General features: G+C 60.6%; 22 protein-coding genes. 3 read left to right on the forward strand and 19 right to left on the reverse strand.

The window, feature by feature from the left end:
- Positions 1–23: 23 nt before the first annotated feature.
- The 3 genes from ACZ9XP_RS05730 to ACZ9XP_RS05740 all read right to left on the reverse strand — a co-directional run bounded on the left by ACZ9XP_RS05730 (position 24) and on the right by ACZ9XP_RS05740 (position 4,060).
- Positions 24–1,310 (reverse strand): DUF3422 domain-containing protein, encoded by a 1,287-nt coding sequence (locus ACZ9XP_RS05730; protein ID WP_147688114.1) that lies wholly within the window; start codon positions 1,308–1,310, stop codon positions 24–26.
- 172 nt (positions 1,311–1,482) lie between these two features.
- Entirely contained in the window at positions 1,483–1,923 is a 441-nt protein-coding gene (locus ACZ9XP_RS05735; RefSeq protein WP_147688115.1) for a DciA family protein, read from the reverse strand.
- A gap of 121 nt (positions 1,924–2,044) precedes the next feature.
- Entirely contained in the window at positions 2,045–4,060 is a 2,016-nt protein-coding gene (locus tag ACZ9XP_RS05740) for an alkaline phosphatase D family protein (RefSeq protein ID WP_465188133.1), read from the reverse strand.
- A gap of 257 nt (positions 4,061–4,317) precedes the next feature.
- Between ACZ9XP_RS05740 and secA the strand changes: the two genes are divergently transcribed.
- Positions 4,318–7,020: a preprotein translocase subunit SecA gene (gene secA / locus ACZ9XP_RS05745; protein WP_147688117.1), complete on the forward strand. Its 2,703-nt coding sequence runs from the start codon at positions 4,318–4,320 to the stop codon at positions 7,018–7,020.
- 254 nt (positions 7,021–7,274) lie between these two features.
- Here secA and oppF read toward each other — a convergent pair whose 3' ends face one another.
- From oppF to ACZ9XP_RS05780, 7 genes are all read right to left on the reverse strand, one after another.
- The gene (gene oppF, locus ACZ9XP_RS05750; protein ID WP_147688118.1) at positions 7,275–8,261 is read right to left on the reverse strand and encodes a murein tripeptide/oligopeptide ABC transporter ATP binding protein OppF; all 987 of its coding nucleotides are present in this window, start codon (positions 8,259–8,261) and stop codon (positions 7,275–7,277) included.
- Positions 8,254–9,246, reverse strand: coding sequence for an oligopeptide/dipeptide ABC transporter ATP-binding protein (locus ACZ9XP_RS05755; protein WP_147688119.1), 993 nt, complete (start codon positions 9,244–9,246; stop codon positions 8,254–8,256). The genes oppF and ACZ9XP_RS05755 overlap by 8 nt, the downstream gene beginning before the upstream one ends.
- 10 nt (positions 9,247–9,256) lie before the next feature.
- Positions 9,257–10,174 (reverse strand): ABC transporter permease subunit, encoded by a 918-nt coding sequence (locus tag ACZ9XP_RS05760; protein WP_147688120.1) that lies wholly within the window; start codon positions 10,172–10,174, stop codon positions 9,257–9,259.
- 40 nt (positions 10,175–10,214) lie between these two features.
- Complete coding sequence (gene oppB, locus ACZ9XP_RS05765; protein ID WP_147688121.1) at positions 10,215–11,135, reverse strand: oligopeptide ABC transporter permease OppB; 921 nt, start codon at positions 11,133–11,135, stop codon at positions 10,215–10,217.
- A 171-nt stretch (positions 11,136–11,306) separates the two neighbouring features.
- A complete protein-coding gene (locus ACZ9XP_RS05770; RefSeq protein ID WP_240803476.1) occupies positions 11,307–12,923 on the reverse strand; it encodes a peptide ABC transporter substrate-binding protein in 1,617 nt (538 codons plus the stop codon).
- Between the two features lie 226 nt (positions 12,924–13,149).
- On the reverse strand, positions 13,150–14,181 hold the full coding sequence (gene pyrC / locus ACZ9XP_RS05775) for a dihydroorotase (protein WP_147688122.1): 1,032 nt from the start codon (positions 14,179–14,181) through the stop codon (positions 13,150–13,152).
- Between the two features lie 59 nt (positions 14,182–14,240).
- A complete protein-coding gene (locus ACZ9XP_RS05780) occupies positions 14,241–14,471 on the reverse strand; it encodes a sulfurtransferase TusA family protein (RefSeq protein ID WP_147688123.1) in 231 nt (76 codons plus the stop codon).
- Between the two features lie 80 nt (positions 14,472–14,551).
- Here ACZ9XP_RS05780 and ACZ9XP_RS05785 point away from each other — a divergent pair, with 80 nt between their 5' ends.
- Together ACZ9XP_RS05785 and ACZ9XP_RS05790 are read left to right on the forward strand one after the other, a co-directional pair.
- Positions 14,552–15,325, forward strand: coding sequence for an NRDE family protein (locus tag ACZ9XP_RS05785; protein WP_465188134.1), 774 nt, complete (start codon positions 14,552–14,554; stop codon positions 15,323–15,325).
- Positions 15,322–15,840, forward strand: coding sequence for a CNP1-like family protein (locus ACZ9XP_RS05790; RefSeq protein ID WP_147688125.1), 519 nt, complete (start codon positions 15,322–15,324; stop codon positions 15,838–15,840). Before ACZ9XP_RS05785 ends, ACZ9XP_RS05790 begins: the two co-directional genes overlap by 4 nt.
- A 97-nt stretch (positions 15,841–15,937) precedes the next feature.
- Here the strand turns inward: ACZ9XP_RS05790 and lpxC are convergent, their stop codons facing one another.
- From lpxC to murD, 9 genes are all read right to left on the reverse strand, one after another.
- Complete coding sequence (lpxC, locus tag ACZ9XP_RS05795) at positions 15,938–16,849, reverse strand: UDP-3-O-acyl-N-acetylglucosamine deacetylase (RefSeq protein ID WP_465188185.1); 912 nt, start codon at positions 16,847–16,849, stop codon at positions 15,938–15,940.
- Between the two features lie 97 nt (positions 16,850–16,946).
- Positions 16,947–18,131: a cell division protein FtsZ gene (gene ftsZ / locus ACZ9XP_RS05800; protein ID WP_147688127.1), complete on the reverse strand. Its 1,185-nt coding sequence runs from the start codon at positions 18,129–18,131 to the stop codon at positions 16,947–16,949.
- 51 nt (positions 18,132–18,182) lie between these two features.
- A complete protein-coding gene (ftsA, locus tag ACZ9XP_RS05805; RefSeq protein ID WP_147688128.1) occupies positions 18,183–19,418 on the reverse strand; it encodes a cell division protein FtsA in 1,236 nt (411 codons plus the stop codon).
- 15 nt (positions 19,419–19,433) lie between these two features.
- On the reverse strand, positions 19,434–20,162 hold the full coding sequence (locus ACZ9XP_RS05810; RefSeq protein WP_465188135.1) for a cell division protein FtsQ/DivIB: 729 nt from the start codon (positions 20,160–20,162) through the stop codon (positions 19,434–19,436).
- Complete coding sequence (locus tag ACZ9XP_RS05815) at positions 20,152–21,063, reverse strand: D-alanine--D-alanine ligase (RefSeq protein ID WP_147688130.1); 912 nt, start codon at positions 21,061–21,063, stop codon at positions 20,152–20,154. Before ACZ9XP_RS05815 ends, ACZ9XP_RS05810 begins: the two co-directional genes overlap by 11 nt.
- 43 nt (positions 21,064–21,106) lie before the next feature.
- The gene (gene murC, locus ACZ9XP_RS05820) at positions 21,107–22,501 is read right to left on the reverse strand and encodes a UDP-N-acetylmuramate--L-alanine ligase (protein WP_465188136.1); all 1,395 of its coding nucleotides are present in this window, start codon (positions 22,499–22,501) and stop codon (positions 21,107–21,109) included.
- Between the two features lie 40 nt (positions 22,502–22,541).
- On the reverse strand, positions 22,542–23,636 hold the full coding sequence (gene murG, locus ACZ9XP_RS05825; protein ID WP_147688132.1) for an undecaprenyldiphospho-muramoylpentapeptide beta-N-acetylglucosaminyltransferase: 1,095 nt from the start codon (positions 23,634–23,636) through the stop codon (positions 22,542–22,544).
- Between the two features lie 210 nt (positions 23,637–23,846).
- The gene (gene ftsW / locus ACZ9XP_RS05830; protein ID WP_147688133.1) at positions 23,847–25,010 is read right to left on the reverse strand and encodes a putative lipid II flippase FtsW; all 1,164 of its coding nucleotides are present in this window, start codon (positions 25,008–25,010) and stop codon (positions 23,847–23,849) included.
- Positions 25,010–26,374: a UDP-N-acetylmuramoyl-L-alanine--D-glutamate ligase gene (gene murD / locus ACZ9XP_RS05835; protein ID WP_147688273.1), complete on the reverse strand. Its 1,365-nt coding sequence runs from the start codon at positions 26,372–26,374 to the stop codon at positions 25,010–25,012. Before murD ends, ftsW begins: the two co-directional genes overlap by 1 nt.
- Positions 26,375–26,381 lie beyond the last annotated feature (7 nt).

The raw sequence follows: 26,381 nt of genomic DNA on the forward strand, positions 1-26,381 counted from the left end.
CGCCCCTGGGTGTCAGCAGCTGGCTAGCCGTGTTGCAATGTCTTTTTTACACGACGCATGCCCAGCCACACCAGCATGGCGACGACCGGAATGGCCAGACCGGTCAGCAGCTCGGTGTTCAGGTGCAGGCCTGCGGCTTTACCTGCTTTGAACAGATAGCCCAGCAGCCCCACTGCGTAATAGGTGAGCACACCGACAGACAGGCCTTCTACCGTTTCCTGCAGCCTCAGTTGCAGCTCGGCCCGCCTATCCATGCTGGCGAGCAGCGCACGATTTTGCGCTTCGTGCACTACCTCTACCCGCGTACGCAGCAGCGCCGTGCTGCGCTGCAGGCGGGCCATCAGCCTTTCTTGCCGCTGTGCTGCGGTTTCACAGGTTTCCATGGCGGGGGCCAGCCGGCGTTCCATGAATTCATAAAACGGCTGCAGGCCGGATAGCCGCGTTTCGCGCAGCTCGGCAATACGCCGCGCCACCAGCTTGTAGTAGGCACGGGCCGCGGCAAAGCGGTATTGGCTCTGCGCAATCAGCTGCTCACCCTGCGCGGACAGGTCGGTCAGCTCGTCCAGCATGGCGGCGTCGTGCGCGCTTTGCTCTGCCATATGCAGCGTTACGCTGCGCAGCCGGGTGCCCAGGCGGTCCAGCTCGCGCATCTGCCGTTTGGCCTCCGGTAGCGCCAGCAGGGCCAGCAGGCGGTAGGTTTCCATTTCGAACAGGCGCTGCATCATGCGGCCAGACTGCGAGGGCCCCATGGCGCGGTCGATCACCACGTAGCGGCTGAAACCTTCTGCCAGCCGCGGGTCAGGATGCAGGCGCAGGTCGGTATAGGCCACGCCGTTGCCATCGCCGATTTCGGCGCCAATCAGCTCCTGGCCGCCAAACCAGCGCTGGGCAATCTCCGGCGCGGGGGCTTCTTGCGAGGCAGGCAGCAGCACGGCATGCATGGCCACCATGATGGCGCCCGGCAGGCTGCCCAGCCAGTCTGCCGGCAAGCGGTCTAGCGCGGTGCGCTCGAATGGCTCGACAAAATCGCCCCCCAGCACAAAGGTGTAGCGGGCAAATTCGGTATGCAAGGCCCAGCGGATGGTCAGGTCACCGGCCACGCCGGTGTAATGCATCTGGCCATCGTCCGGCTGCGGCAGGCCCATGCGCTGCAGCAAATCCTGCAAGGCGCTGCGCTGCGGCGCTTCGGCTTCGTCAAAAAAAAGGGTGAGTGTGGTCAGCCGCGCCGGTGACGGTATGGCGATCGGCGGGCGCGCGTGCGCCTCGTCGTTCAGGCTGCGGCGAAGAGGGTGCGTATTGAGCGTGATCATCTGTTTGTGGAATCCCTGATTGCGAAGCTCTGCGGCTTCTGCAAGGCAGCTTACCTGCTGCCACGCTGGCGGGCTAGCCAGGCCACACAATGCGGCGCTGCCCAAGGCTATACCATGCAAGGATCACGCCAGCATGACAGGCTGGCTGCGCGAGGGTTGGCCGCAGGCGCGGCTAGCGCTCGCTTTCGCTGCCGCGATGATGGCGCAGCAGCTTGCCCAGCGCCTCTTTCACCACCGGGTTGCGGATCTCGCCTGCCGCGCGGGCAAAGGCATCCAGCCCGGCATCGGATAGCTGGAACGATTTGCTGCGTACGGGTTTGGGCGGGGTGGGCAGCACCTTCACCCGCAGGGTCTGCACCGGGTAGCCCTGGCGGGTCAGCGGTGCTACCACGCTATTGCCCAGCATGCGTAGGCGAGCGGCGACCGTACTGTTGTGCGCGTACACCACCAGCTCGCCATCACGAAAGCAGGCTACCTGGCAGTGCTGGCCCAGCATGCCGGGCAGCAGGCGCTTGAAGGCGCGGTCCAGCTGCAAGATGGCGTGGGCGGCGGCGGTCAGGTCGGCCAGGCGGGCGTCGCGTTTGCTGAACTGGCTAAGTGGCTGGCTGCTCATGGCAAAAGGGCAAATGGCAAAAAAAGAATGGATGCAGAGTGTAGCCCATCTGCCCGCCGGTGATGGCCGAAAAAAGGCCGCCAGCCCCGGAGGGGTGGCGGCCAGGCGCGTAGCTGATCGCTTAGGGCAGTACGGTTACCGACGGGCTACCGGCCACCACCTCCAGCTGAGTGGTACTGCGTGTGGCGGGCTGCGCCGGCGACACGCCTGCGCTGAGGGTTTTCAGGGTATGAAAGGTGCAGCTGAGCTTGGCAGGCGTCAGCGTGACCAGCGCGTAGCCTTGGGCGTCGGTGTTGGCCACTTTCAGCCATGGGTTGAAGGTAGTCAGCGTGCTATTGAAGGTATTGGTGCGCACGCCGTTTTGCTCGGTGTAGATCAGCGGCTTGGTCTTGCCAAAGCTGGCACTGCTGTCTACCACGCTCTCGAAGTAGCTATAGAACGAGTTACTGGAGATGCCAGCCGTGACCAGGTCCACCATCACCGGTACCGGGCTGGCGGCGTCGTAGTCGTCCATGACGCTACCGGCAAAGAAGGCGTGGATGTCACCCGTGAGCGCCACCACATTGCCGATGGCGTTGTCTTTCAGGTGTTTCATCAGCGCCTTGCGCTCGGCGTTGTAGCCGTCCCATTGGTCGGCATTCAGCAGGAACACATCGAAGAACTGTGCGGCAGGCAGTGCGGCGTCCAGCTGGGGTTTGATACCGGCGTCGAATACGGTGCCGTTAATGTTGGCGAAGTTGGCAAACAGCGTTTTGGTATTGGCGTAGCCGGGTGCGGGCGCCTGGGTCGCCTTGCTGGCGCTGGGTACGGCTGCCGCAGCGGTGGTGAGGTCGGTCACCAAGGCGGTCATCAGCTGGCTTTGCAGTGCGGCCAGCCCGGCATTGGCCGCAATCAGGCTTTGCACCATCAGGCCAGCCACGGCCTGGGTACCGTCTACCTGCATGCGCAGCAGCGATACTTCGTTACCCCACAGCTTCCAGGTGGTGTTGGCCGCGCTCATCTGGTCTTTCCACCACTGGCGCTGGGTGCTGCCCAAGATGGACACCGGGTCCAGGCTGCCACTGGCCGCGCTCATCTTCTGGCCCTCTACCGTGGCGAGCGTGGATTTGGGCACAAAGTAACGACTGCCGATCTCGCTGCCGGCACCCAGTTCGGGGATAACGTGGTCGGCGCGGTACAGGCGCTGGTCGGTCATCACCAGCGTGGCCAGGTTGCCGAAGCTGAACTGGCGGTAGATCTGGATATTCTGGAACGACGGGTTGGCCGCATCCAGGCTCACATCGGCGGGCATGTACTCGAACCAGGCCTGATTGGCGTTGCGACGGCGGCTGGTCACTTTGGCAGCATCTTCGCCGGTTGTGTAGTTCTGGTGGTCTTGCCAGGCGTCATCGCTGAATTCGTGGTCGTCCCATACCGCAATCATGGGGAAGGCCGCGTGCAGCGCCTGCAGGCGGCTGTCGCTGCGGTAGGTTTTGTACAGGGTGCGGTAATCGGCCAGGGTGTTGGCGTAGGTGGCGCCATCGCTGCGCTTGATGCCGTCCGGCAGCTGGATCTGGCTGTGGCGGGTTTCCACCTTGCCGGTCTGGAAAGCCGCGCCCACGGTTTCGTAAATGTAGTCACCCAAGTGCACGACAAAGTCCAGGTCTTGCTGCAGCAGCTCGTCAAACGCTGCCCAGTGGTTCACGCTCCAGTCCTGGCAGGAAATAAAGGCAAATTTCAGCTGCGACACCGGCGTACCGGCAGCCGGTGCAGTTTTGCTGCGGCCAACCTGGCTTACGCTGCTGCCCGCGCGGAAGCGGTAGTAGTAGGTGGTGCCGGGCTGCAGCGCGGTCACCTTGTGGCGCACGGTGTAGTCCCACTGCGCCTGGGCGGTGACGGTGACACTGTGCAGAATGCTGGCAAAGTTCTGGCTGGTGGCAATTTCGATAGTAACCGGGGTATCGGCTACCGCATCGCCCAGGCGTGTCCACAGCACCAGGCTAGCCGGCTGCGGGTCGCCCGAGGCCACGCCCTGCGGGAAGGTATGGCTGCGGGCGGGCTCGCTGCCACCACCACTGCCAAAACAGCCGGTGAGCCCCAGTGTCGCGGCAGAAGCTGTCAGGAAACTGCCTGCTTTCAGGAATTGTCTGCGATCCATGTGTTTCTCCTCGTGAGTCTTGTTATCTGTCGTTACAACAGGGCAATGCCAAACAGGCTACCCTTGCTGCATGATATGGCGTTTACGCTCATACGTTTGTTTAGAGCAAATATCCTAACAAGGCAAATCAGGCGTCAACACTGTTCCAATGCACAGGCACTTGATACCGGTCAGCAATGCCCCCATTAAAAGAAGGTTTGCCTGTGCTACACTTTTAGCCATTTTTATCGGCCCGCTGGCCGCTGGATGTCCACACGATGATTTCGACGCTTCTCAAGAAAGTATTCGGCAGCCGCAATGAACGACTGCTCAAGCAATATCGCCAGGTCGCCAACCGTATTAACGGTATGGAAGACGCCATGAAGGCACTGTCGGACGAGCAGCTGGCGGCCAAAACCACCGAATTCAAAGAGCGTCACGCCAAAGGCGAAAGCCTGGATGCCCTGCTGCCCGAAGCGTTTGCCGTATGCCGCGAAGCCTCGCGCCGTGTGCTGAACATGCGCCACTTCGACGTACAGCTGATTGGCGGCATGGTGCTGCACCACGGCAAGATTGCCGAAATGCGTACCGGCGAAGGCAAAACCCTGGTGGGCACCCTGCCGGTTTACCTGAATGCCATCGCCGGCAAGGGCGTACACGTGATTACCGTGAACGACTACCTGGCCAGCCGCGACGCCGGCATCATGCAAAAGCTGTACAACTTCCTGGGCCTGACCGTTGGCGTGAACCTGTCGCAAATGCAGCACGACCATAAAAAAATGGCCTACGCCTGCGACATCACCTACGGCACCAACAACGAATTCGGCTTCGACTACCTGCGCGACAACATGGTGTTCAGCCTGCACGAGAAAGTGCAGCGCGAGCTGAACTTTGCCGTGGTGGACGAGGTGGACTCCATCCTGATCGACGAAGCGCGTACCCCGCTGATCATCTCCGGCCCGGCCGAAGACAACGTGGACATGTATCGCGCCATGAACGCCGTACCGCCGCTGCTGAAAAAGCAGGAAACCGAAGACGGCGAAGGCGATTACTGGGTGGATGAAAAAGCCCACAGCGTGCTGCTGTCCGAAGCCGGCCACGAGCACGCCGAAGCCATCCTTACCCAAATGGGCCTGCTGGGCGAAGGCGACAGCCTGTACTCTGCGGCCAACATTACCCTGATGCACCACCTGAACGCCGCGCTGAAAGCCCACGCCCTGTTCCACCTGGACCAGCACTACGTGGTACAGGAAGGCGAAGTGGTGATCGTGGACGAATTCACCGGCCGCCTGATGGCCGGCCGCCGCTGGTCCGACGGCCTACACCAGGCCGTGGAAGCCAAGGAAGGCGTACAGGTCAACCGCGAAAACCAGACCCTGGCGTCCATTACCTTCCAGAACTACTTCCGCCTGTACGGCAAGCTGGCCGGCATGACCGGTACCGCCGATACCGAGGCCTACGAATTCCAGAACATCTACGCGCTGGAAACCGTGGTGATCCCGACCAACCGCCCGATGATCCGCCAAGACCACCAGGACAAGATCTACCGCTCGGCACGCGAGAAATACAACGCCATCATCAGCGATATCAAAGACTGCGTCAGCCGCGGCCAACCTGTGCTGGTGGGCACCACCAGCATCGAAAACTCCGAGCTGGTATCGCAGCTGCTGGCCCAGGCCAACATCGCCCACAACGTGCTGAACGCCAAGGAACACGCACGCGAAGCCGAGATCGTGGTACAAGCCGGCCGCCCCGGCATCGTGACCGTGGCCACCAACATGGCCGGCCGGGGTACCGATATCGTGCTGGGTGGAAACCCGGAGCCGGAAATCAAGGCTATCCAGAACGACGACAGCCTGAGCGACGCCGAAAAAGACAGCCGTATCGCCACCATCCGTGCCGAATGGCAAGTGCGCCACGACGCCGTACTGGCCGCTGGCGGCCTGTACATCATCGGTACCGAGCGCCACGAATCGCGCCGTATCGACAACCAGCTGCGTGGCCGCTCCGGCCGCCAGGGTGACGCCGGCGCCAGCCGCTTCTACCTGAGCCTGGAAGACCCGCTGCTGCGCATTTTTGCCGGCGACCGCGTGGCCATGATCATGGACAAGCTGAAAATGCCGGATGGCGAAGCCATCGAGCACCCATGGGTATCGCGCTCCATCGAAAACGCCCAGCGCAAAGTAGAAGGCCGTAACTTCGACATCCGCAAACAACTGCTGGAATACGATGACGTGGCCAACGACCAGCGTAAAGTGATCTACCAGCAGCGTAACGAAATCCTGGAAGACCAGGACGTGGCCGCCATCATCACCCACATGCGCGAAGGCGTACTGGGCGACGTGGTTGACCTGCACATGCCGCCGGACTCCATGGAAGAACAGTGGGACCTGCCGGGCCTGGAGCGCACGCTGGAAAGCGAGTTCCAGCTGCACGCCCCGGTAGCCCAGTGGATGCAGGCCGAGCAGACGCTGGATATCCCCGATATCAAGCAGCGCATCCTGGACCTGGCCGCAGCCAGCTACGCCGAAAAAGTGGCCCTGGCCAACGAAGAATCCATGCGCCAGTTCGAGCACGGCCTGGTACTGCAGATGCTGGACAACCACTGGCGTGAACACCTGGCAGCCATGGACCACCTGCGCCAGGGCATCCACCTGCGCGGCTACGCGCAGAAGAACCCGAAGCAGGAGTACAAACGCGAGGCGTTCGAGCTGTTCTCCGACATGCTGGAGCGCGTGAAGCGCGGTGTGGTCAGCGTGCTGATGACCGTACAGGTACGCAGCGAAGAAGACATGGAAGCAGTCGCCCCGCACGAAGTGGCTGGCATGGAAATGCACCACGACGACGCCCCGAGCGCCACCGAAGGCAACCCGTTCTCGCCGGAAGCCCTGGCCTCGCAAGGCCTGCGTGTTGGCCGCAACGACCCTTGCCCATGCGGTAGCGGCCAACGTTACAAGCAGTGCCATGGCAAGCTGGCCTGATCGCCACCCTGCCCCGCAAAAACCGGCGCCCCGAGCGCCGGTTTTTTATGTCTTGCCGCGATAAGCGTAAGGAAACCCTGCACAAGGCCGGGCTTCAGACCGCAGGCAATGCACCGGGCTAGCGGGCACCAACAAAGCCGGCGCACACAAGCACGTGAAGTGAAGCGGCAACCTGGTTATGGAATAAGAAAAAGCCCGGACACGTCCGGGCTTTCTTGGCACCTGGGTTGGCCGCATGCGGCCAACTTGGGCGCTTATACCAGCAAGCAGGAGGTCTGCGTGGCGGCGGTAACCGCGTGCAGCTTGATCTCTTCTTTCGCGCAACGCTCTACCGCTTTCGGGCAGCGGGTACGGAACACGCAGCCGGATGGCGGGTTGATCGGGCTAGGCAAATCACCCTGCAGAATCTGGATTGTCTTGTTACGCTCCAGCTTCGGGTCGGGGATAGGAATAGCCGACAGCAAAGCCTGGGTGTAAGGGTGCGCGGGCTTGTCGTACAGCGCGTGCTTCTCGGCCAGCTCCATCTCGCGGCCCAGATACATCACCAGGATGCGGTCGGAGATATGCTTCACCACCGCCAGGTCGTGCGCGATGAAGATCAGCGACAGACCCATCTCGCGCTGCAGCTCTTTCAGCAGGTTAATGATCTGCGCCTGAATGGACACGTCCAGCGCCGATACCGGCTCGTCGCAGATAATCAGCTTGGGCTCCAGAATCAGCGCGCGGGCAATACCGATACGCTGGCACTGGCCGCCGGAGAACTCGTGCGGGTAGCGGTTGATCATCTGCTCGCGCAGACCCACCTTCACCATCATGGCGCGTACACGCTTCATGATCTCGTCCGGCGACAGCTCCGGGCGGTGTACACGCAACGGCTCGCCAATGATCTGGGCAATGGTCATGCGCGGGTTCAGCGAGGCCAGGGGGTCCTGGAAGATCATCTGGATATCCTTGCGGACATGCAGCCAGTCTTTATCGCTGCCCTTGCGCAGGTCTTTGCCCATCCACAGGATTTCGCCATCGGTGGCGGGAATCAGGTTGAGGATGGCGCGGCTCAGCGTGGACTTGCCGCAACCGGACTCGCCCACCACGCCCAGGGTCTCCCCTTCGTACAGGTCGAAGCTGACACCGTCTACCGCTTTAAGCGTCCGTTTTGCTGTCCACGGCCAGTCGTTATTCCCTTTTACCTTGAAGTGCACTTTGACATCGCGCACCGATAGCAGCAGTTTCTTCTCAGCCATGGCTCAGCTCCAGTTTCAGTTCAGCCACTGGCTTGTGGCAAGCACGCAATACGGCCGGGTTGGCCGCAGATGGCAGCAGGCCCGGCAGGACGTCTGCGCACTGTGCCGAGGCATAGGCACAACGCTCGGTAAACGGACAGCCTTTAGGCATGTTCGCCATGTTAGGCGGGTTGCCCGGAATGCTGACCAGTGCATCGCCATCGTGATCCAGACGCGGCAACGCGCCCAGCAGGCCGATGGTATATGGGTGGGACGGCTGGTAGAAAATGTCGTTGGCTGTGCCGTACTCCATCACGCGGCCACCGTACATCACCATCACTTTTTCACACAGGCCGGCGACCACACCCAGATCGTGGGTAATCATCACGATGGCAGTACCAAAGTCGCGCTGAAGCTCTTTCAGCAGCGTGAGGATCTGTGCCTGTACGGTCACGTCCAGCGCGGTAGTGGGCTCGTCGGCGATCAGCACTTCCGGCTCGCACAGCAGGGCCATGGCGATCATCACGCGCTGGCGCATACCGCCCGAGAACTCGTGCGGGTACATATCGATACGGCGGGCAGCCTCGGGGATGCGTACTGCTTCCAGCAGCTCGATGGCGCGCTTTTTGGCCTGCTTGCGGGTCATGCCCTTGTGCAGCTCCAGCACCTCGGTCATCTGGCGCTCTACCGTCAGGTAGGGGTTCAGCGAGGTCATCGGGTCCTGGAAGATCATGGAGATACGGTCGCCGCGAATACCGTTGAGCTGTTTCGGGCTCATGGTCAGCAGGTTTTGGCCTTTGTACAAAGCCTCGCCCGTGGGGCGGCCGTTCTTGGCCAGCAGACCCATCATGGCCAGTACCGACTGGCTCTTACCAGAGCCGGACTCGCCGACAATACCCAGCGTCTGGCCGGCATCCAGCTCGAAGCTGACGCCGTTTACTGCATTGACCATGCCGTCCGGTGTCTGGAACTGCACGCCAAGATTATTAACTTTCAGAAGACTCATGGCGTATTCCTTAGCGGTCTTTCGGGTCCAGCGCGTCGCGCAGGCCGTCACCAATATAGTTGGCACAGTACAGGGTGATGGACAGCATGGCAGCCGGGAACAGCAGGATCCACGGCGTGGTTTCCATCACACCGGTACCGTCTTCGATCAGCACGCCCCAGCTGGTCATCGGCTCTTGCACGCCCAGACCCAGGAAGGACAGCACCGACTCGGTCAGAATCACGCCCGGCACGGTAACGGTGGTGTAGATCACCACGATACCCAGCAGGTTGGGCACAATGTGACGGAAGATGATATTGGGGGTGGACACACCGATAGCGTGCGCGGCTTCGACAAACTCCTTGGACTTGATGGACAGTGTCTGGCCGCGTACCACGCGCGCCATGTCCATCCACGAGAACACGGTAATGGTCAGCACCACCAGGTAGAACTCGCGGCCCAGCAGGGTCACCATCAGGATGGCGATCAGCAGGTAAGGCACGGCGTACATCATGTCCACAATACGCATCATGATGGTATCCACCTTGCCGCCCATGAAGCCGGCGGTCGCACCCCATACGATACCGATGGTCACCGAGGCGATGGTCGCCAGCAGGCCCACCATCAGGGAGATGCGGCCACCGATCAGGCAGCGCACCAGCAGGTCACGCCCCAGTTCGTCGGTACCGAAATAGTGCGCACCTTCCATGCCCGGCGGCAGGCTCATGGCGTTCCAGTCGGTGTCTTCGTACGAGTACGGCAGCACCATGGGGCCAAAAATGCAGGCCACTGCAATGATGGTGAGGATGACCAGGCTGACAACCGCAGCCTTGTTACGGAAAAAACGCTCGCGGGCATCACGCCACGGGCTGCGACCTTCAATAGCGGCCGCATTGATATTGGCCTCGATGGCCCCGGCCAGATCGCTTTGTTTGCTTCGGGAAAACATGTATGACTATCCTCGCTGGTAGACTTATCCAAGACTGCGCTTAGTAGCGAATCTTCGGGTCAAGCAATGCATAGCACAGGTCAACCAGCAGGTTGATCAGCACCGCCACCACGGTTACCAGCACCACCAGGCCCAGTACCAGGGTGTAATCGCGGTTGGATGCACCGTTGATAATCAGCTTGCCCAGCCCCGGCAGGGAAAATACCGATTCGGTAACCACAGCACCGGTAATGGTGGAAATGGCAATCGGGCCTACCACGGAAATCACCGGCATCAGGGCAGGTTTCAGCGCATGACGCATCACGATGGTACGCATCGGCAGGCCTTTGGCCTTGGCCGTACGGATGAAGTTGGAGTTCATCACTTCAATCAGGCTGCCACGCATCACGCGGCCGATGGTGGACACGTTGATGAAGGTCAGCAGCGCGATAGGCAGCACCATGTAATGAACCTGGTAGTCGTTCCAGCCGCCCGCCGGCAGCCAGGCCAGCCAGATGGCAAACACCAGGATCAGTACCGGGCCGATCACAAACGAGGGGAAAGCACTACCGAGGTTGCCGATCAGCATCACAAAGTAGTCAATCAGGCTGTTCTGGCGCAGCGCGGCAATGGTACCCAGCACAATGCCGATCACCACCGACAGCAGCAGCGCGGTACCGCCGATCAGGGCGGAAATCGGCAGCGCATTGGCCACCAGGTCGTTCACGCTCCAGTCCGCGTAACGGAAAGAGGCGCCAAGATCGCCTTGCAGCAGGCTCTTGAGGTAATACAGGTATTGCTGCCACAACGGCAGGTCCAGATGATACTTGGCCTGCAGGTTAGCCATGACAGCAGCAGAAATTTTGCGTTCGGAATCAAACGGGCCACCCGGGGTGGCATGCAACATCAGATAACAGACAGTGATGACGAGCAACAGGGTGGGGATCGTCATCAATACGCGTCGAAAAGCGTAAGACCACATGGGAGTACTCCAGGTCGGTAGCAACATACGGCACGCACAGGCAGGGTCGCCCCCTGTGCCATGGCACGGGACATGCTGCAACTACCACTTCCAAATCAGACCGGGTGACCCTGTAGAGGATGCACCCGGTCTTCGTTACGAAGGAAAATCCTTCAGGCTGGCGACATCAACTTAGTGCTTGATGATGTACAGGTCCTTGTTGCGGTAGCGGTCCAGCGAGTTCTTGCCGGTATAGCCGCCCACATAAGGTTTTACCAGGCGTGGCGTGGTGTAGGACAGCAGCGGGATGATCGGGTAGTCGTCCATGATCATCTTGGTAGCCTGGGTCAGCAACTGCTTGCGCTTGGCTGCGTCTTTCGCCTGGTTACCCTGCTTGATCAACTCTTCTGCTTTCGGGTTGCAGTTGCCGTTGTCGTTCTGATCGGAGCCGCACTGCACCAGGGTCAGGAAGGTGGTGGCGTCGTTGTAGTCAGCTACCCAGCCGTTACGGGCGATCTGGTATTCACCATCGTGACGTTTTTTCAGCAGAACCTTGAACTCCATGTTTTCCAGCTCGGTGTTCAGGCCCAGCTTGGTTTTCCACTCGGAAGCGGCAAAAATCGCCATTTTCTTGTGGTATTCACTGGTGTTGTAGGTGAACTTGATCTTGCTGCCAGCCTGCAGGCCAGCGGCAGCCAGCAGTTTCTTGGCTTCGGCCACGCGCTGTGCCATCGGCCATTTGGCCCAGTCGTAGGTGGTGGCATCGGCACCGGCAGTACCCTTCACCACCACGCTGTAGGCTGGCGACTGGCCGTCGGCAGTGATCTTGGCGGCCAGGATGTCACGGTCGATCACCATGGACAGCGCCTGACGAACGCGCTTGTCTTTCATCACCGGGTCTTTGGCGTTCAGGCTGTAATAACGCAGGCCCAGCATAGGCGAGTTGCGTACATCCTTAGGCAGCTCGGCCTTGTATTTTTCGTAGGTGCCTGGGGGCAGCTGGTACACCCAGTCGTTCTCGCCGGATTGGTACAGTTTTACGTCAGCAAAACCATCTTCGATCGGCAAGTAGGTCACTTTGCTCAGTACGACAGCCTTGGCGTCCCAGTACTGCGGGTTTTTCTCGATAACGATCTTGCTGTTAACTGCCCAGTCTTTCAGCACAAACGCACCGTTGCCCACCAGCTTGCCCGGCTTGGTCCAGTCTTTGCCATGCTTTTCGATAGCGTGGCGCGGAGCGGGGCCCAGCTGGTTGTTGGACATGACTTCCGGCAGGAACGCTACCGGGTAAGGGGTCTTCACTTCTACGGTAAGCTTGTCGATGGCTTTGATGCCAATGTCGGTCAGCGCTTTTTTGCCTTCGGCGGCTTCAACACCGTTCAGCAGGAAAGCACCATAAGTCGATGCGTACGGAGAAGCGGTTTTCGGATCGAGGAAACGGCGGATGCCATATACCACGTCGTCGGCGGTCACTTGCACGCCATCAGACCATTTGGCGTTCTTGCGCAGCGTGAATACCCAAGTCGTCGGGTCGGTCTGTTTCCAGGACTCGGCCAGGCCCGGCACGATGCGGCCTTCGTTGTCGGCAGCGGTCAGCGCTTCGAACAGGTCACGGGCAATGTTGTTGGCACCAACAGACTCAGCCAGAGCCGGGTCCAGGGACTCCGGCTCGGAGCCATTGTTACGGGTCAGCTCTTGTTTGGCAGCCAGTTGTACGCCGGCGGGTACTTTGGCAGCAAAGGCAGCATTGGCACCCATGGCCAGCACTACAGATGCGGCCAACACGCTGAAAGACATATTCTTTTTCATATTCTCCTGCTCTCCTTGAACAGAGGCGGCCCGTCTTGATGCGGGCCCCCCGAGAAAAACAAACTGTGTGTATACAGTACGCAAAGGCGAGGCAATTATGCACAGCACACATGGCTACTACAAGCCCCGAATCGTCACTTCAGCGTCACAATGCCTGTGATGCGTAGCATTTCCTGCACTTATTCCTTTCAGCTAAGCAATTTTGGACTAGTTACATGAGCATTACTCATGGTACGCATCGCCATTGCACATACTCCCCCGCGCGCAGGGGAACCAGCTCGTCATTTCCATAAGACAAGGTAGCCGGTACCTGCCATGCTTCGCGTACCAAGCTTAGGGTGTCTGTATTGCGCGGCAGTTGATAAAAATCAGGTCCGTTGAAACTGGCGAAGGCTTCCAGCTTGTCCAGTGCGCCAGCCGCATCAAATGCTTCTGCGTACAGCTCGATGGCAGCATTGGCGGTGTACATGCCGGCACAGCCGCACGCGTTTTCCTTGGTGTGGCGGGCGTGCGGTGCACTATCGGTACCCAGGAAGAATTTCTTGCTACCACTGGTCGCTGCGGCGACCAAAGCCTCGCGGTGCGTTTCGCGCTTCAGTACCGGCAGGCAGTAGTGGTGCGGGCGAATGCCGCCGGTAAACAGCGCATTACGGTTCATCAGCAAATGGTGGGCGGTGATGGTGGCGGCGATATTGTCACCGGCGGCAGCCACGTATTCGGCGGCCTGGCGGGTGGTGATGTGCTCGAACACCACGCGCAGCGTGGGCAGGCGCTTGAGCAGCGGCTCGAATACGGTATCGATGAACACGGCCTCACGGTCGAACACGTCGATGGCCGGGTCGGTGACTTCACCGTGCACCAGCAGCGGCATGCCCACCTCGGCCATGGCTTCCAGCGCGGCCATGGCATTATTCACATCACGTACACCCGCATCGGAGTTGGTGGTAGCGCCAGCCGGGTACAGCTTGATGCCGTGTACAAAGCCGCTGGCTTTGGCCAGGCGTACTTCTTCGGCGGTGGTGGTTTCGGTCAGGTAGAGCGTCATCAGCGGCTCGAAGGTACTGCCGGCCGGGCGTGCGGCCAGAATACGCTCGCGGTAGGCTGCGGCCAACGCTACCGTCGTCACTGGCGGCTTCAGGTTAGGCATGATGATGGCGCGGCCCATCTGGCGGCAGGTGTCAGGCAGCACAGCAGCCAGTGCTTCGCCATCGCGTACATGCAGGTGCCAGTCATCGGGGCGGGTAATGGTCAGTTTCATTGTTTAACCTTATGCAATCAGCAAGATAAAGAAAAGGCGCCACCCTGGGCGCCTGTTTGTTATTTACGGCGAATCAATAGTGCAAAACGGCCATCGTCCTGCACCAGCGATTCCAGCAGCACATTGCCGGTCTGGCGGCAAAAGGCTTCAAAATCCTTGGGGGCGCCAGGGTCGGTGGCCAGCACCGACAGCACCTTGCCGCTATCCATGGTAGCCAGGGCTTTCTTGGCGCGCAGGATAGGCAGGGGGCAATTCAAACCGGACAGATCCAGCGCGATATCTGGCTGCATACACTCATCCTCCAGGCGTATAGCGGTTACAATCAAAACGTTATTTTAAAGGCCTTGGGCCAAATGCCCAAGAACAGCACATGTGCATTATCGCTTTTGCCTACAAGACCCCCGCGCTGGGGCCATTGTGCCTGCTGGCCAACCGTGACGAATACTATGCCCGCCCCGCCCTGCCGCTGGATTTCTGGCCAGACTACCCGCAAATACTGGGAGGGCGTGACGTCAAGGCCGGTGGCAGCTGGATGGCCATCGACACCCGCGGCCGCTTTGCCGCGGTAACCCACATCCGCGACGGGCGGCCAGCCAAGGCCGCGCGCTCGCGTGGCGAGCTGGTGCAGCGTTTTGTCAGCGGCGACGAAGACCCGCTGGCCTTTGCGACCTGGCTTAAAGACAATGCGGCCAACTACGGCCCGTTCAACCTGATCTTCGGCCCCGTAGGCGACCTGCTGCATTTCAACAGTCGCACAAAGACGCTGAACCGCGTAGCACCAGGCATCCACGTCTTGTCGAACGCAGACATGGACACACGCTGGCATAAGAGCGAACAGCTGCGTAGCCTGCTGGCTACACTGAAACGCCCGCCGGCCGATGCCGAGGTGCTGCCGTGGCTGATGAACCCGGAACAAGCGCCACCAGATCAGCTGCCCAATACTGGTGTCGGCTCGGCACTGGAAAAAATGCTGTCGCCGGTCTTTATCGTTGGCCGCGACTATGGCACACGCTGCAGCAGCATCATGAACGTTTCGGCGCGCGGCGATGTCAGTTTTACCGAGGTAAGCTACGGCATGGGGGGGCGCGAAAGCGGCCGCCGCCGCCACCAGCTTCGTATTGGACAAATCAGGAACATACCGTGAAAACCCGTCTTATCATGCTAGGCCTGCTATGTGCGGCCAACCTGGCCCACGCAGACATACTGGACAAGATGAATAGCCGCAAACCAGGCCGCTATCAGCCCGAAACCGCATGGCAAGAACAAGTCTTGCCCCTGCCCGGTTACCCAGCGAACGCACAATGGATTGAGCTGGACACCCCGGTAAACGTCAAGCAGCGCCTCTTTGTGGACAGCAATAGCCTGCTACTGGCAGAAGATCGCACAGTGCGTTTCATACTGCGCCAGCAAAGTAGTAGTGGTATCGACAATATCAGTGCGGAAGGCATGCACTGCGGCGAGCGTACCCAGCGCAGTTTTGCCTTTGCAGACACCACAGGCCAGCGCTGGATTGCTTCACACCGGGCTGAATGGCGCAAACTGGATAGCAACAATGCTGTGCAACGCAGCGTGATCAAGGCGCTATGCCCGGAAGATGCACCACCGCTAAATCCAGAAGAGCTGGCGGCCAACCTGAAACAGGCCCGTAAGAAGCCCTAAACCGGCCGACCTTCCTGGCAAAACACCCCTTCCTGTCAAACAGGCTAGGGGTGTTTTTTATTCAGTTTGCGGCAGCAGGCGCGGGCAAATACCAGACTCAGGCCAACTCCGGCAAGCGGTGAAAGCTGCCTGGGGCGTCTTCGGGGTTATCAAAGGTGACAAATTCCCACGCGTCGGGGTTCGCCAGCATCACGCGTAACAGTTTATTGTTCATGGCATGGCCGGATTTATGGCCACTGAATGCGGCGATAAGCGGGTGCCCGACGATGTACAGGTCACCGATGGCATCCAGAATCTTGTGGCGGACAAACTCATCCGGAAAGCGCAGACCCTCCGGGTTCAGTACATATTCATCATCGATCACGATGGCATTATTCAGGTTGCCACCCCGGCCCAAGCCGTGACTGCGCATGTACTCTACTTCGTGCATGAAGCCGAAAGTCCGGGCGCGGCTGATCTCTTCGATATAGGAATGGTTGGCAAAATCCACGCTCACCGTCTGCGGGGCACGGTTAAACGCCGGGTGGTTGAACTCGATGGACAGCTGCACGCTGAAACCGTCGTGCGGCATCAGCTTTACCCACTTGTCGCCCTCCACCACCTCTACCGTTTGCTTCACACGGATAAACTTTTTGGCCGCAGATTGCTCCTCAATCCCCGCCGTTTGCAGCAGGAAGATGAACGGTGCCGCCGAGCCATCCATGATGGGCATTTCGGCACCGGTCACATCCACAATCACATTATCGATGCCCAGCCCTGCAAAAGCGGACATCAGGTGTTCGATCGTGCCGACACGCACACCGGTCTCGGTGACCAGTGTCGAGGAGAGGCGCGTGTCGTTCACGAGCGCAGGCCGTACCACCACCTCGTCCTGCGTGGGCAGGTCGGTGCGGCGGAACACAATACCGGTATCGGGTGCAGCCGGGTGCAGGGTCAGTTTGACCCGTTCGCCGGAATGCAGCCCAACGCCAGTGGCGCTGATGGCCTGTTTCAGCGTGCGTTGCAAGATCATGACGGGCTTTCGGACATATCGATTGCTGACAGTTTAGCATAGCCGCGCCATGCGGCTAATTGATTACCATCGAACAATCAATTGCCCTACGCTATCAGTCAGCCTGCTTACGCAAAAATGCCGGAATATCGTAAGACTCGCTTACTTCCGGGTCCGAAAAGTCGGTAGAAATCGGCGCACGACGGCCACGATTACGCATGACTGCCGGCGTATTCAGGTCGTTGAAATCCATTTCCATGGCGACGTTATCGGTACCGGTTTTCACGATCTTGATGTAGTCCGGGCGCTCGTCGCGGTTGCTGGCTGGCTTCTGGCCCAGGCCGGTCGCGATCAAGGTCACGCGGATGGTGTCTTCCGGGATATCTTCCACTTCGGCCGTACCGAACTTGACCTGGGCATCTTCGTCCGCGTACTGGCGGATAATGCCCATGATCTCGCGGTATTCGCTCATTTTCAGGCAGCCTGGTGCGGTGGAAATATTCACCAGCACACCACGTGCGCCTTCCAGCGTGATGTTGTCCAGCAGCGGGCTGGCAACGGCTTGCTCGGCGGCCACGCGGGCGCGGTCGATACCCGATGCAAAGGCCGAACCCATCATGGCCAGGCCCATTTCGCTCATGACCGCACGCACGTCGGCAAAGTCGACGTTGATCAGACCCGGGCAGGTAATCACTTCGGAAATACCGGCTACCGCGCCTTTGAGCACGTCGTCCGCTGCGCGGAAGGCTTCACGCATGGTGACGTCTTCGCCCAGTACGGCCATCAGTTTTTCGTTCGGGATCACGATCAGCGAATCCACGTGCTTTTTCAGCAAGTCGATACCGTCGTTGGCCACACGCAGGCGCTTGCCTTCGTGTTCGAACGGGCGGGTCACCACGCCTACGGTCAGGATGCCCAGCTCTTTGGCCACCTCGGCCACCACTGGCGCCGCGCCGGTACCGGTACCGCCACCCATGCCGGCGGTCACAAAGACCATGTTGGCACCGCGCAGCATCTCGGCGATGCGCTCACGGTCTTCCAGGGCGGCATTGCGGCCGGTATCCGGGTTGGCACCGGCGCCCAGGCCTTTGGTCAGATTGTTACCCAGCTGCAGTTTCTGCGGTGCCTTGTTGCGTTTCAGCGCTTGGGCATCCGTGTTGGCGCAGATGAATTCCACGCCTTGCACCTGGTTACTGATCATGTTGTCGATGGCGTTGCAGCCGCCACCGCCTACACCGATCACCTTGATGACTGCCTCGGTAGCAGTCTCCTGCATTACTTCGAATACCATGCCGCTCATTTTTCCTCTCCTGTAAAAAGATGAGCTATTGTCGGAATATTCCGTTTTGCCTTAAAAGTTACCGGCAAACCAAGCCTTCATACGCTGGAACACTTGCCCCACGCCGGCGCTTTCGCTTTTCTGGCCAACGCGAGGATGCATCTGGTCCTTGCCGTACAGCAGCAAACCGACACCTGTAGAGAAGCGCGGGTTTTTCACTACCTCAGACAAGCCACCTACATACTTGGGTACGCCGATGCGCACAGGCAGGTGGAAGACCTCTTCGGCCAACTCCACCATGCCGGGCATCAGGCTGGCACCACCGGTAATGACGATACCGGTAGACATTTCTTCAAAACCGCTACGGCGCAGCTCTTGCTGCACCAGCTGGAACAGCTCTTCCACACGTGGCTCGATCACCTCGGCCAGCGTCGCACGCGACATCTGGCGCGGGCCGCGCTCGCCTACGCCCGGCACCTCGATCATCTGGGCGGCGTCGGCCAACCCTACCAGTGCCACACCATGCTGGATCTTGATGTCCTCGGCTTCTTTGGTCGGGGTACGCAGCGCCATGGCGATATCGTTGGTGATCTGGTCACCGGCAATGGGGATCACCGCGGTATGGCGGATGGCGCCGTTGATGTACACGGCGATATCCGTGGTACCCCCACCAATATCGATCAGGCACACGCCCAGCTCTTTTTCGTCTTCGCTCAGCACGGCACTGGCGCTGGCCATTGGCTGCAATACCAGGTCGGACACTTCCAGGCCGCAGCGACGTACACACTTGGCCACGTTCTGTGCAGCCGAAATGGCACCGGTCACAATGTGCACCTTGGCTTCCAGGCGTACACCGCTCATGCCCAGCGGCTCGCGCACGCCTTCCTGGCCGTCGATGCTGTATTCCTGTGTCAGGATGTGCAGCACCTGGTGATCGGGCGGAATCGACACCGCACGCGCGGTTTCGATCACGCGGTCGATATCCATCTGCGTCACTTCACGGTCCTTGATGGCCACCATGCCGTGCGAATTCACACCCTTGATGTGGCTGCCGGCGATGCCGGTAAACACCTCGTTGATTTTGCAGTCGGCCATCAGCTCGGCCTCTTCCAGCGCGCGCTGGATGGCTTGTACCGTGGATTCGATATTCACCACCATGCCGCGCTTCAGACCGCGCGAGGGCACTTGCCCCATGCCCACGATGTTGATCTGGCCTTCTTCCAGCACTTCGGCGACGATCGCGACGATCTTCGAGGTGCCGATATCCAGGCCCACCAGCATGTTTTTGCTTTCCTTAGGTTTGCTCACCTGTCGCTCCAACGCTTAAAGCTTGTTTGTTGCCGTAGGCGGTGCCTTGTAATCGGGCATCCGCACAGCGAATCCATTGGGATAACGCAAATCCACATACGTAATGCGGTATGGCAGCGTGGCCAGGCTGTGTGACCAGTGGTCGATAAAACGCGTCAACCGCTCAGCCACCGGGCCACGTCCCAGTTCCAGCGTTACACCGTTGTCCAGCTCCATTCGCCACGCCCTGCGCTCGGACAGCCACAAACGCACTGGCTGCAAGCGGGCGGGCTGCAAACGCTGCCGGAACTCCTGCAGCGCCTGCATCATTTCTTTTTCACTCGCTGCCGGGCCGTACATCACCGGCAGTGGCTGGTCACTTGCAGCATCAAACCAGCGCCCGGTGGTACTGATCAGCCCCTGGTCCCCCCAGCGCGCCAGCGCCACATGCTCGCTGACCGTAATATCCAGCCGGTCTGGCCAGGCACGCCGGACCTGTACCTGGCTTACCCAGGGCAGCTTTTCAAAGGCATGGCGCGTTTTGTTGATGTCCAGCGTAAAAAACGTGCCGGTCAGTTCGTTTTGCGCGATGTACTTCAGCTGCACCGGCGTCACCTTGGCCACTTGGCCAGCAATGTGAATCCGCTTAACCGGGAACAAGGGCGAGTGTGTCAGCCAGTAGCCCCCGGCATACAACAACATCAATAACGAGGCGGTCAGCAGCAGATTAGCCACTGCCCGCAATACCGCATGGTTATCCCACATGAGCGGCTGCCAGCACCTTGACGCACAGGTCCTCGTAGCTCAGGCCCTCGGCCCGCGCCGCCATCGGCACCAGGCTGTGGCTGGTCATGCCGGGGTTGGTATTGGCTTCCAGCAAGTAGATCCCGTTCTGTTCATCCATCAGGAAATCAATGCGCGCCCAGCCCTGGCAGCCCAGTACCTTGAACGCCTGCAGCGCCAGCTCGCGCGCGCGCGCTTCCACGTCGGCCGCCAGGCCGCTCGGGCAGCGGTATACCGTGTCGTCACGGAAATACTTGGCCTGGTAGTCGTAGTACTCGGTGGCCGGCTCGATCTTGATGGTGGGGTAGGCCTGACCGTCAATCACGGCACAGGTGTACTCGCCACCACCGATGAACTGCTCGGCAATCACGATGCTGTCGTACTGACGTGCTTCTTCGTAGGCGGCCTTCAGGCCACCGTGGGTTTTCACCTTGGTCACGCCAATACTGGAGCCTTCGGTGGAAGGCTTCACGAAGATCGGCAGGCCCAGCTGCTGTTCGATGGCGTCGAAATCGCTATCGTCGTTCAGCAGTTCAAACGCCGGAATCGGCAGGCCTGCGCCTTTCCACAGCAGTTTGGTACGCCATTTATCCATGCAGATGGCCGATGCCATCACGCCGCAGCCGGTGTACGGCATGCCAAGCGCTTCCAGCGCACCCTGCAGGGTACCGTCTTCGCCAAACGGGCCGTGCAGAATGTTGAATACGCGGGCGAAGCCCTCTTCTTTCAGCGCCGACAGCGGTTTCTCTGCCGGGTCGAACGCATGCGCATCCACACCCTTGCTTTGCAGGGCGGCCAGCACGCCGCTACCGCTCATCAGCGAGACTTCACGCTCGGCGGAGCTGCCACCCATCATTACTGCTACTTTGCCAAACTGCTTCATGCTGTCCTCACTACCGCACCATGTGGGCGCGGAATGCTATCTGTCAGGCCTTGGCGGCCGCTACCAGTTTGGCGGGGATACCACCAATCGACCCGGCACCCATGGTGATCACCACGTCGCCGTCACGCGCCATATCGGTAATGGCTTGCTGCATATCGGTAATCTGTTCCACGAACAGCGGCTCTACCTTGCCGCCTACGCGCACGGCACGCGCCAGCGCGCGGCCATCGGCGGCCACAATCGGTGCTTCGCCGGCAGCGTACACTTCGGCCAGCAGCAGGGCATCCACGCGGCCCAGCACTTTCACAAAGTCTTCAAACAGGTCACGGGTGCGGCTGTAGCGATGCGGCTGGAAGGCCAGCACCAGGCGCTTCTCCGGGAAAGCACCACGCACTGCGGCCAACGTAGCGGCCATTTCCACCGGGTGGTGGCCGTAATCGTCGATCAGGGTGTAGCTACCGCCATTTTTTGCCGGCAGCTCGCCATAACGCTGGAAGCGGCGGCCCACGCCAGCAAACTCGGCCAGGCCTTTCTGGATGGCGTCGATCTCGGCACCACACTCCAGGCCGATCACGGTCGCGGCCAGCGCGTTCAGTACGTTGTGGCGACCAGGCATATTCAGCGTGACCGGGAAACGCAGGCCTTCTGCCTTCACCACCACGTCAAAGTGCATCTGCCCGGCATCGGCTACCAGGTTGGCCGCATACACGTCGGCGCTGTCGTCCAGACCGTAGGTGGTCACCGGCTTTTTCAGCTGCGGCACAATGCTGCGCACGTGCTCGTCGTCGACGCACAGCACGGCACGGCCGTAAAACGGCAGGTGGTGGATGAAATCCACAAAAGCCTGCTTGAGCTTGTCGAAGCTGTGGTCGTAGGTGTCCATGTGGTCGGCGTCGATATTGGTCACCACCGACATCACTGGCTGCAGGTACAGGAAAGACGCATCCGATTCATCCGCCTCTGCCACCAGATACTCACCGCTACCCAGGCGGGCGTTGGTGCCGGCTGCGGTCAGCTTGCCGCCAATCACGAAGGTAGGGTCCAGGCCGGCCGCACCCAGCACCGAAGCGGTCAGGCTGGTGGTGGTGGTTTTGCCGTGGGTACCGGCAATGGCGATGCCCTGTTTGAAGCGCATCAGCTCGGCCAGCATCATGGCGCGCGGGATCACCGGAATATGGTGTGCTTGTGCTTCGCGCACTTCCGGGTTGTCGGCTTTTACCGCCGTAGAGGTCACCACCACATCGGCGCCCTTGATATAGGTAGCGTCGTGGCCAAAATAGATATGCGCGCCCTGCTCGGCCAGGCGCTTGGTCGCCGCATTGTCGGCCATGTCGGAGCCGGACACGGTGTAGCCCAGGTTCAGCAACACCTCGGCAATGCCGCACATGCCGACGCCGCCGATACCGACAAAATGAATGTGTTTGACTCTATGTTTCATCGTTCTTCTCACCCACTGCCCGCCACGCGGCGGCAGTTACTTAATCCTGATCAGCCAGTGCCTGGCACAAATCGGCGACGGCACGGGCCGCACCAGGCTTGGCCAGCCCCTTGGCACGCTCGGCCAGCTGTTGTAGCTGGCTGCGCTGCAAACCGCCCAGCAGTGCTGCCAGCTGTGGCGGACTCATGTCTTGTTGCGGCAGATGGATCGCTGCCTGCTCGGCCGCCATCCAGGCTGCGTTATCGCGCTGATGCGAGGTGGTGCTGACTACCAATGGCACCAGCACGCTGGCGACACCTGCCGCGCACAGCTCGCTGACCGTGATGGCGCCAGCGCGGCACACAATCACGTCGCAGGCAGCCAAGCGCGCCGGCATGTCATCGATAAACGGCAGCAGCGTTACGTCGCGGCCAACTTGCAGCCCGGCCGCTTCATACGCGGCCTGCACTGCGGCAAAATTCTTGTCACCGGTCTGGTGTACCAGCTGCGGGCGCTGATCCGCCGGCAGCAAGGCCAGCGCGGCGGGCAAGGTGTCGTTCAGTACCTTGGCACCCAGGCTACCGCCTACTACCAGCACTTGCAGCGGGCCGCTACGGCCAGCAAAGCGCTGCGCGGGTGGCGGCAGGTCTTCGATTTCGCGGCGCACCGGGTTACCGGTCACAACCGACTTCTTCACACTGCGCGCCGCCTCACCATCAAAACCACAAGCCAGATGATCCGCGAAAGGCAGCAAGGCCTTATTGCTTAACAACAAGCCGGCATCAGCATTGACCATCACCATCGGCTTCCACAGCAGCGCCGCGGCCAGGCCGGTAGGCAGGCACACATAGCCGCCCATGCCCAGCACCACGTCAGGGCGGTGCTGGAACATCAGCACCAGGCTGCGGACAAACGCCGCCACCAGCTGGAAGACGCCTTTGACCGAACCCAGCGCGCCTTTGCCACGAATACCGTGAAACGCCAGGCGAATCAGCTCGAAACCGGTAGGCGGCACCAGCTTGTTTTCCATGCCGCGCTCGGTACCCACCCACAATACTGTCCAGCCACGGCTTTCCAGTTCGCGTGCAACGGCGATGCCCGGGACAATGTGCCCACCGGTACCTGCTGCCATCACCATCACTGTACGCTTTGCCATCGTTTCACTTCTCTTGTTACCGGGCACGCTGGCCCTCTACGCTGTCTTGCCTTGCGGCCAACCTTGGCCGCCCTTGCCAACTATTTGGCGATTTACACCTTAAAGCCGCGCATCAGCCGGCGATTTTTCCTTCGCCGCCCTGCGGCTCGGACTGCTGCACCGGCTACGCTGCCCAGCAGCGTGCTGCCTGATGACAGCGGATACCCGGCTTCAAACCTTGAAGCCGCGCATCAGCCGGCGATTTTCATAATCCACACGCAACAACACCGCCAGCGAGGCCAGGTTGCACAGCATGGCCGAGCCGCCAAACGACATCAGCGGCAGGGTCAGGCCCTTGGTGGGCAGCAAACCCATGTTCACGCCCACGTTAAAGAAGGTCTGCACCCCCAGCCAGATACCAATACCCTGCGCCACCAGCGACTGGTAATAACGCTCCAGCTGTTTGGACTCGGTACCGATGTGGAAGGCCCGGCGTACAATCCAGGCGTACAAGCCCAGTACCGCACAGATGCCCACAAAGCCGAATTCCTCCGAAATCACCGCCATGATGAAGTCGGTGTGCGCCTCTGGCAGGTAAAACAGTTTTTCCACGCTACCGCCCAGCCCCACGCCCAGCCACTCGCCACGGCCGATGGCGATGAGCGAATGGCTTAGCTGATAGCCCTTGCCGTAGGGGTCGTCCCACGGGTCCAGAAAACCCAGTACCCGCTTCAGGCGATACGGCGAGGTAATGATCAGCACCACCACCGCACACACGGCCATCAGCGCCAGGCCGGCAAAGATGCGCAGGTTGATCCCGCCCAGAAACACAATGCCCATGGTGATGCTCATCACCACCATCAGCGCGCCAAAGTCCGGCTCCAGCAACAGCAGCATGGCCACGGCCACGATGGCCACCAGTATCGGCAAGAAACCTTCACGCACGCTGTGCAGCTTGGCGGCTTTGCGTACCGTGTAATCCGCGGCATAGATCACCGCGGCCAACTTCATGACTTCGGACGGCTGCAGGTTCAGCACCACCAGGTTGATCCAGCGCCGCGAGCCGTTTACCACCTTGCCAATGCCGGGTATCAGCACCAGCACCAGCAGGAAACCGGCAAACAGGAAAAACTTGCCCGCGTATTTCTGCCAGATGCTGGTGGGCACCTGGAAAGTTACCGCTGCCCCGGCAAGGCCAATGGTCATGAAGATCATGTGGCGGAACAGGTAGAAGTAGCGGTTATTGGTGGCAGCATCCGCCTCTGCATACGCAATCGACGCCGAGTACACCATCACCAGGCTGATGGACAGCAACAGGGCGATGGCCCACATCAGTGCTTCGTCCAGCACGGTGACGGGGGCTGCGTGGTGATGGCGCCGGCTAATGCTGCTCATCAGGCTGTGATCTCCGCCTTGACCGCGGCAACGGTCTGCACAAATACCTGGGCACGGTGCGCATAGTTCCTGAACATATCCAGGCTGGCGCAGGCGGGCGACAGCAATACCACGTCGCCAGCCTGTGCCAGGCTGGCTGCCAGATGCGTTGCCTCTTCCAGTGTGCTGCAACGGTGCAGCGGTACGCTGCTGCCGGCCAGCGCCGTGTGGATGGCCGGTGCATCACGACCAATCAGCACCACGGCACGGGCAATACGCTGGCAGGCTGGCGCCAGCGGCGCAAAATCCTGCCCCTTGCCATCGCCACCGGCGATCAGCACCACCGGGCGGGTCATGCCGTTCAATGCCGCTTCGGTGGCGCCCACATTGGTGCCCTTGGAGTCGTCGATGAACATCACACCGCCGAACTCGTCCACGTATTCCACCCGGTGCGCCAGGCCACGGAAGCTGCGCAGCGCAGCCAGCAAGGCCTCGCGCGGCAGGCCGATGGCCTCGGTCAGCGCCAGTGCCGCCAGTGCGTTGGCCGCATTGTGCAAGCCTTGCAGCTGCATCTCTGCGCTATCGAACGCCGGCGAGCCGGCGATGGTAAGCAGGTAGCGGCCATCTGTCTGTTGCAGTGCGTAATCTGCCGCCTCGCGCAGCGAGAACCAGGCCACGCGGCGGCCGGCACGCACCATGGCGCGGCAGAATGCGTCGTCGCGGTTCAGCACCTGCACACCGCTACCGGCAAAGATGGCCGTTTTGCTGTGCGCGTAGTCCAGCAGGTCGTTGTAGCGATCCAGATGGTCTTCGGAAATATTCAACACGCTAGCGGCGTCGGCACGCAGGCTGGTAGTGCTTTCCAGCTGAAAACTGGACAGCTCCACTACCCATACGTCGGGCTGCTTGCCGATGGCTTCGCGCTGCGACAGCGCGTCCAGCACCGGCAGGCCGATATTGCCGCACACCACGGTATCCTGGCCGGCCGCCTCGCACAGGTGGCCTACCAGGCTGGTCACGGTGCTTTTGCCGTTGGAGCCGGTAATAGCGATAACCTTGGCGCCGCTACCAGCAATGGCTCGCGCCCACAGCTCTACGTCACCCACGACTTCGCCGCCACGGCGGGCAAAATCGGCAATGGCCGGTGTGCGGATGCTGACACCCGGGCTCACCATCAGCATGTCGGCGTCGGCAAAGGTCTGCGCATCAAACGCCCCGAGGCGCAGGGTCACGCCCAGCTCGGCGGCCACGTTGGCCGCATTGGCCGGTTGGTCGCGGCTATCGGCGATGGTGACGCGCGCGCCATGCGCCAGCAGCCAGCGCGCGGCAGAAACGCCGGTGTCGCCCAGGCCGATAACGATGATGTGGCGGTTGTCGAATCGCATCACGTGG

The sequence above is a fragment of the Vogesella perlucida genome, from assembly GCF_979366545.1.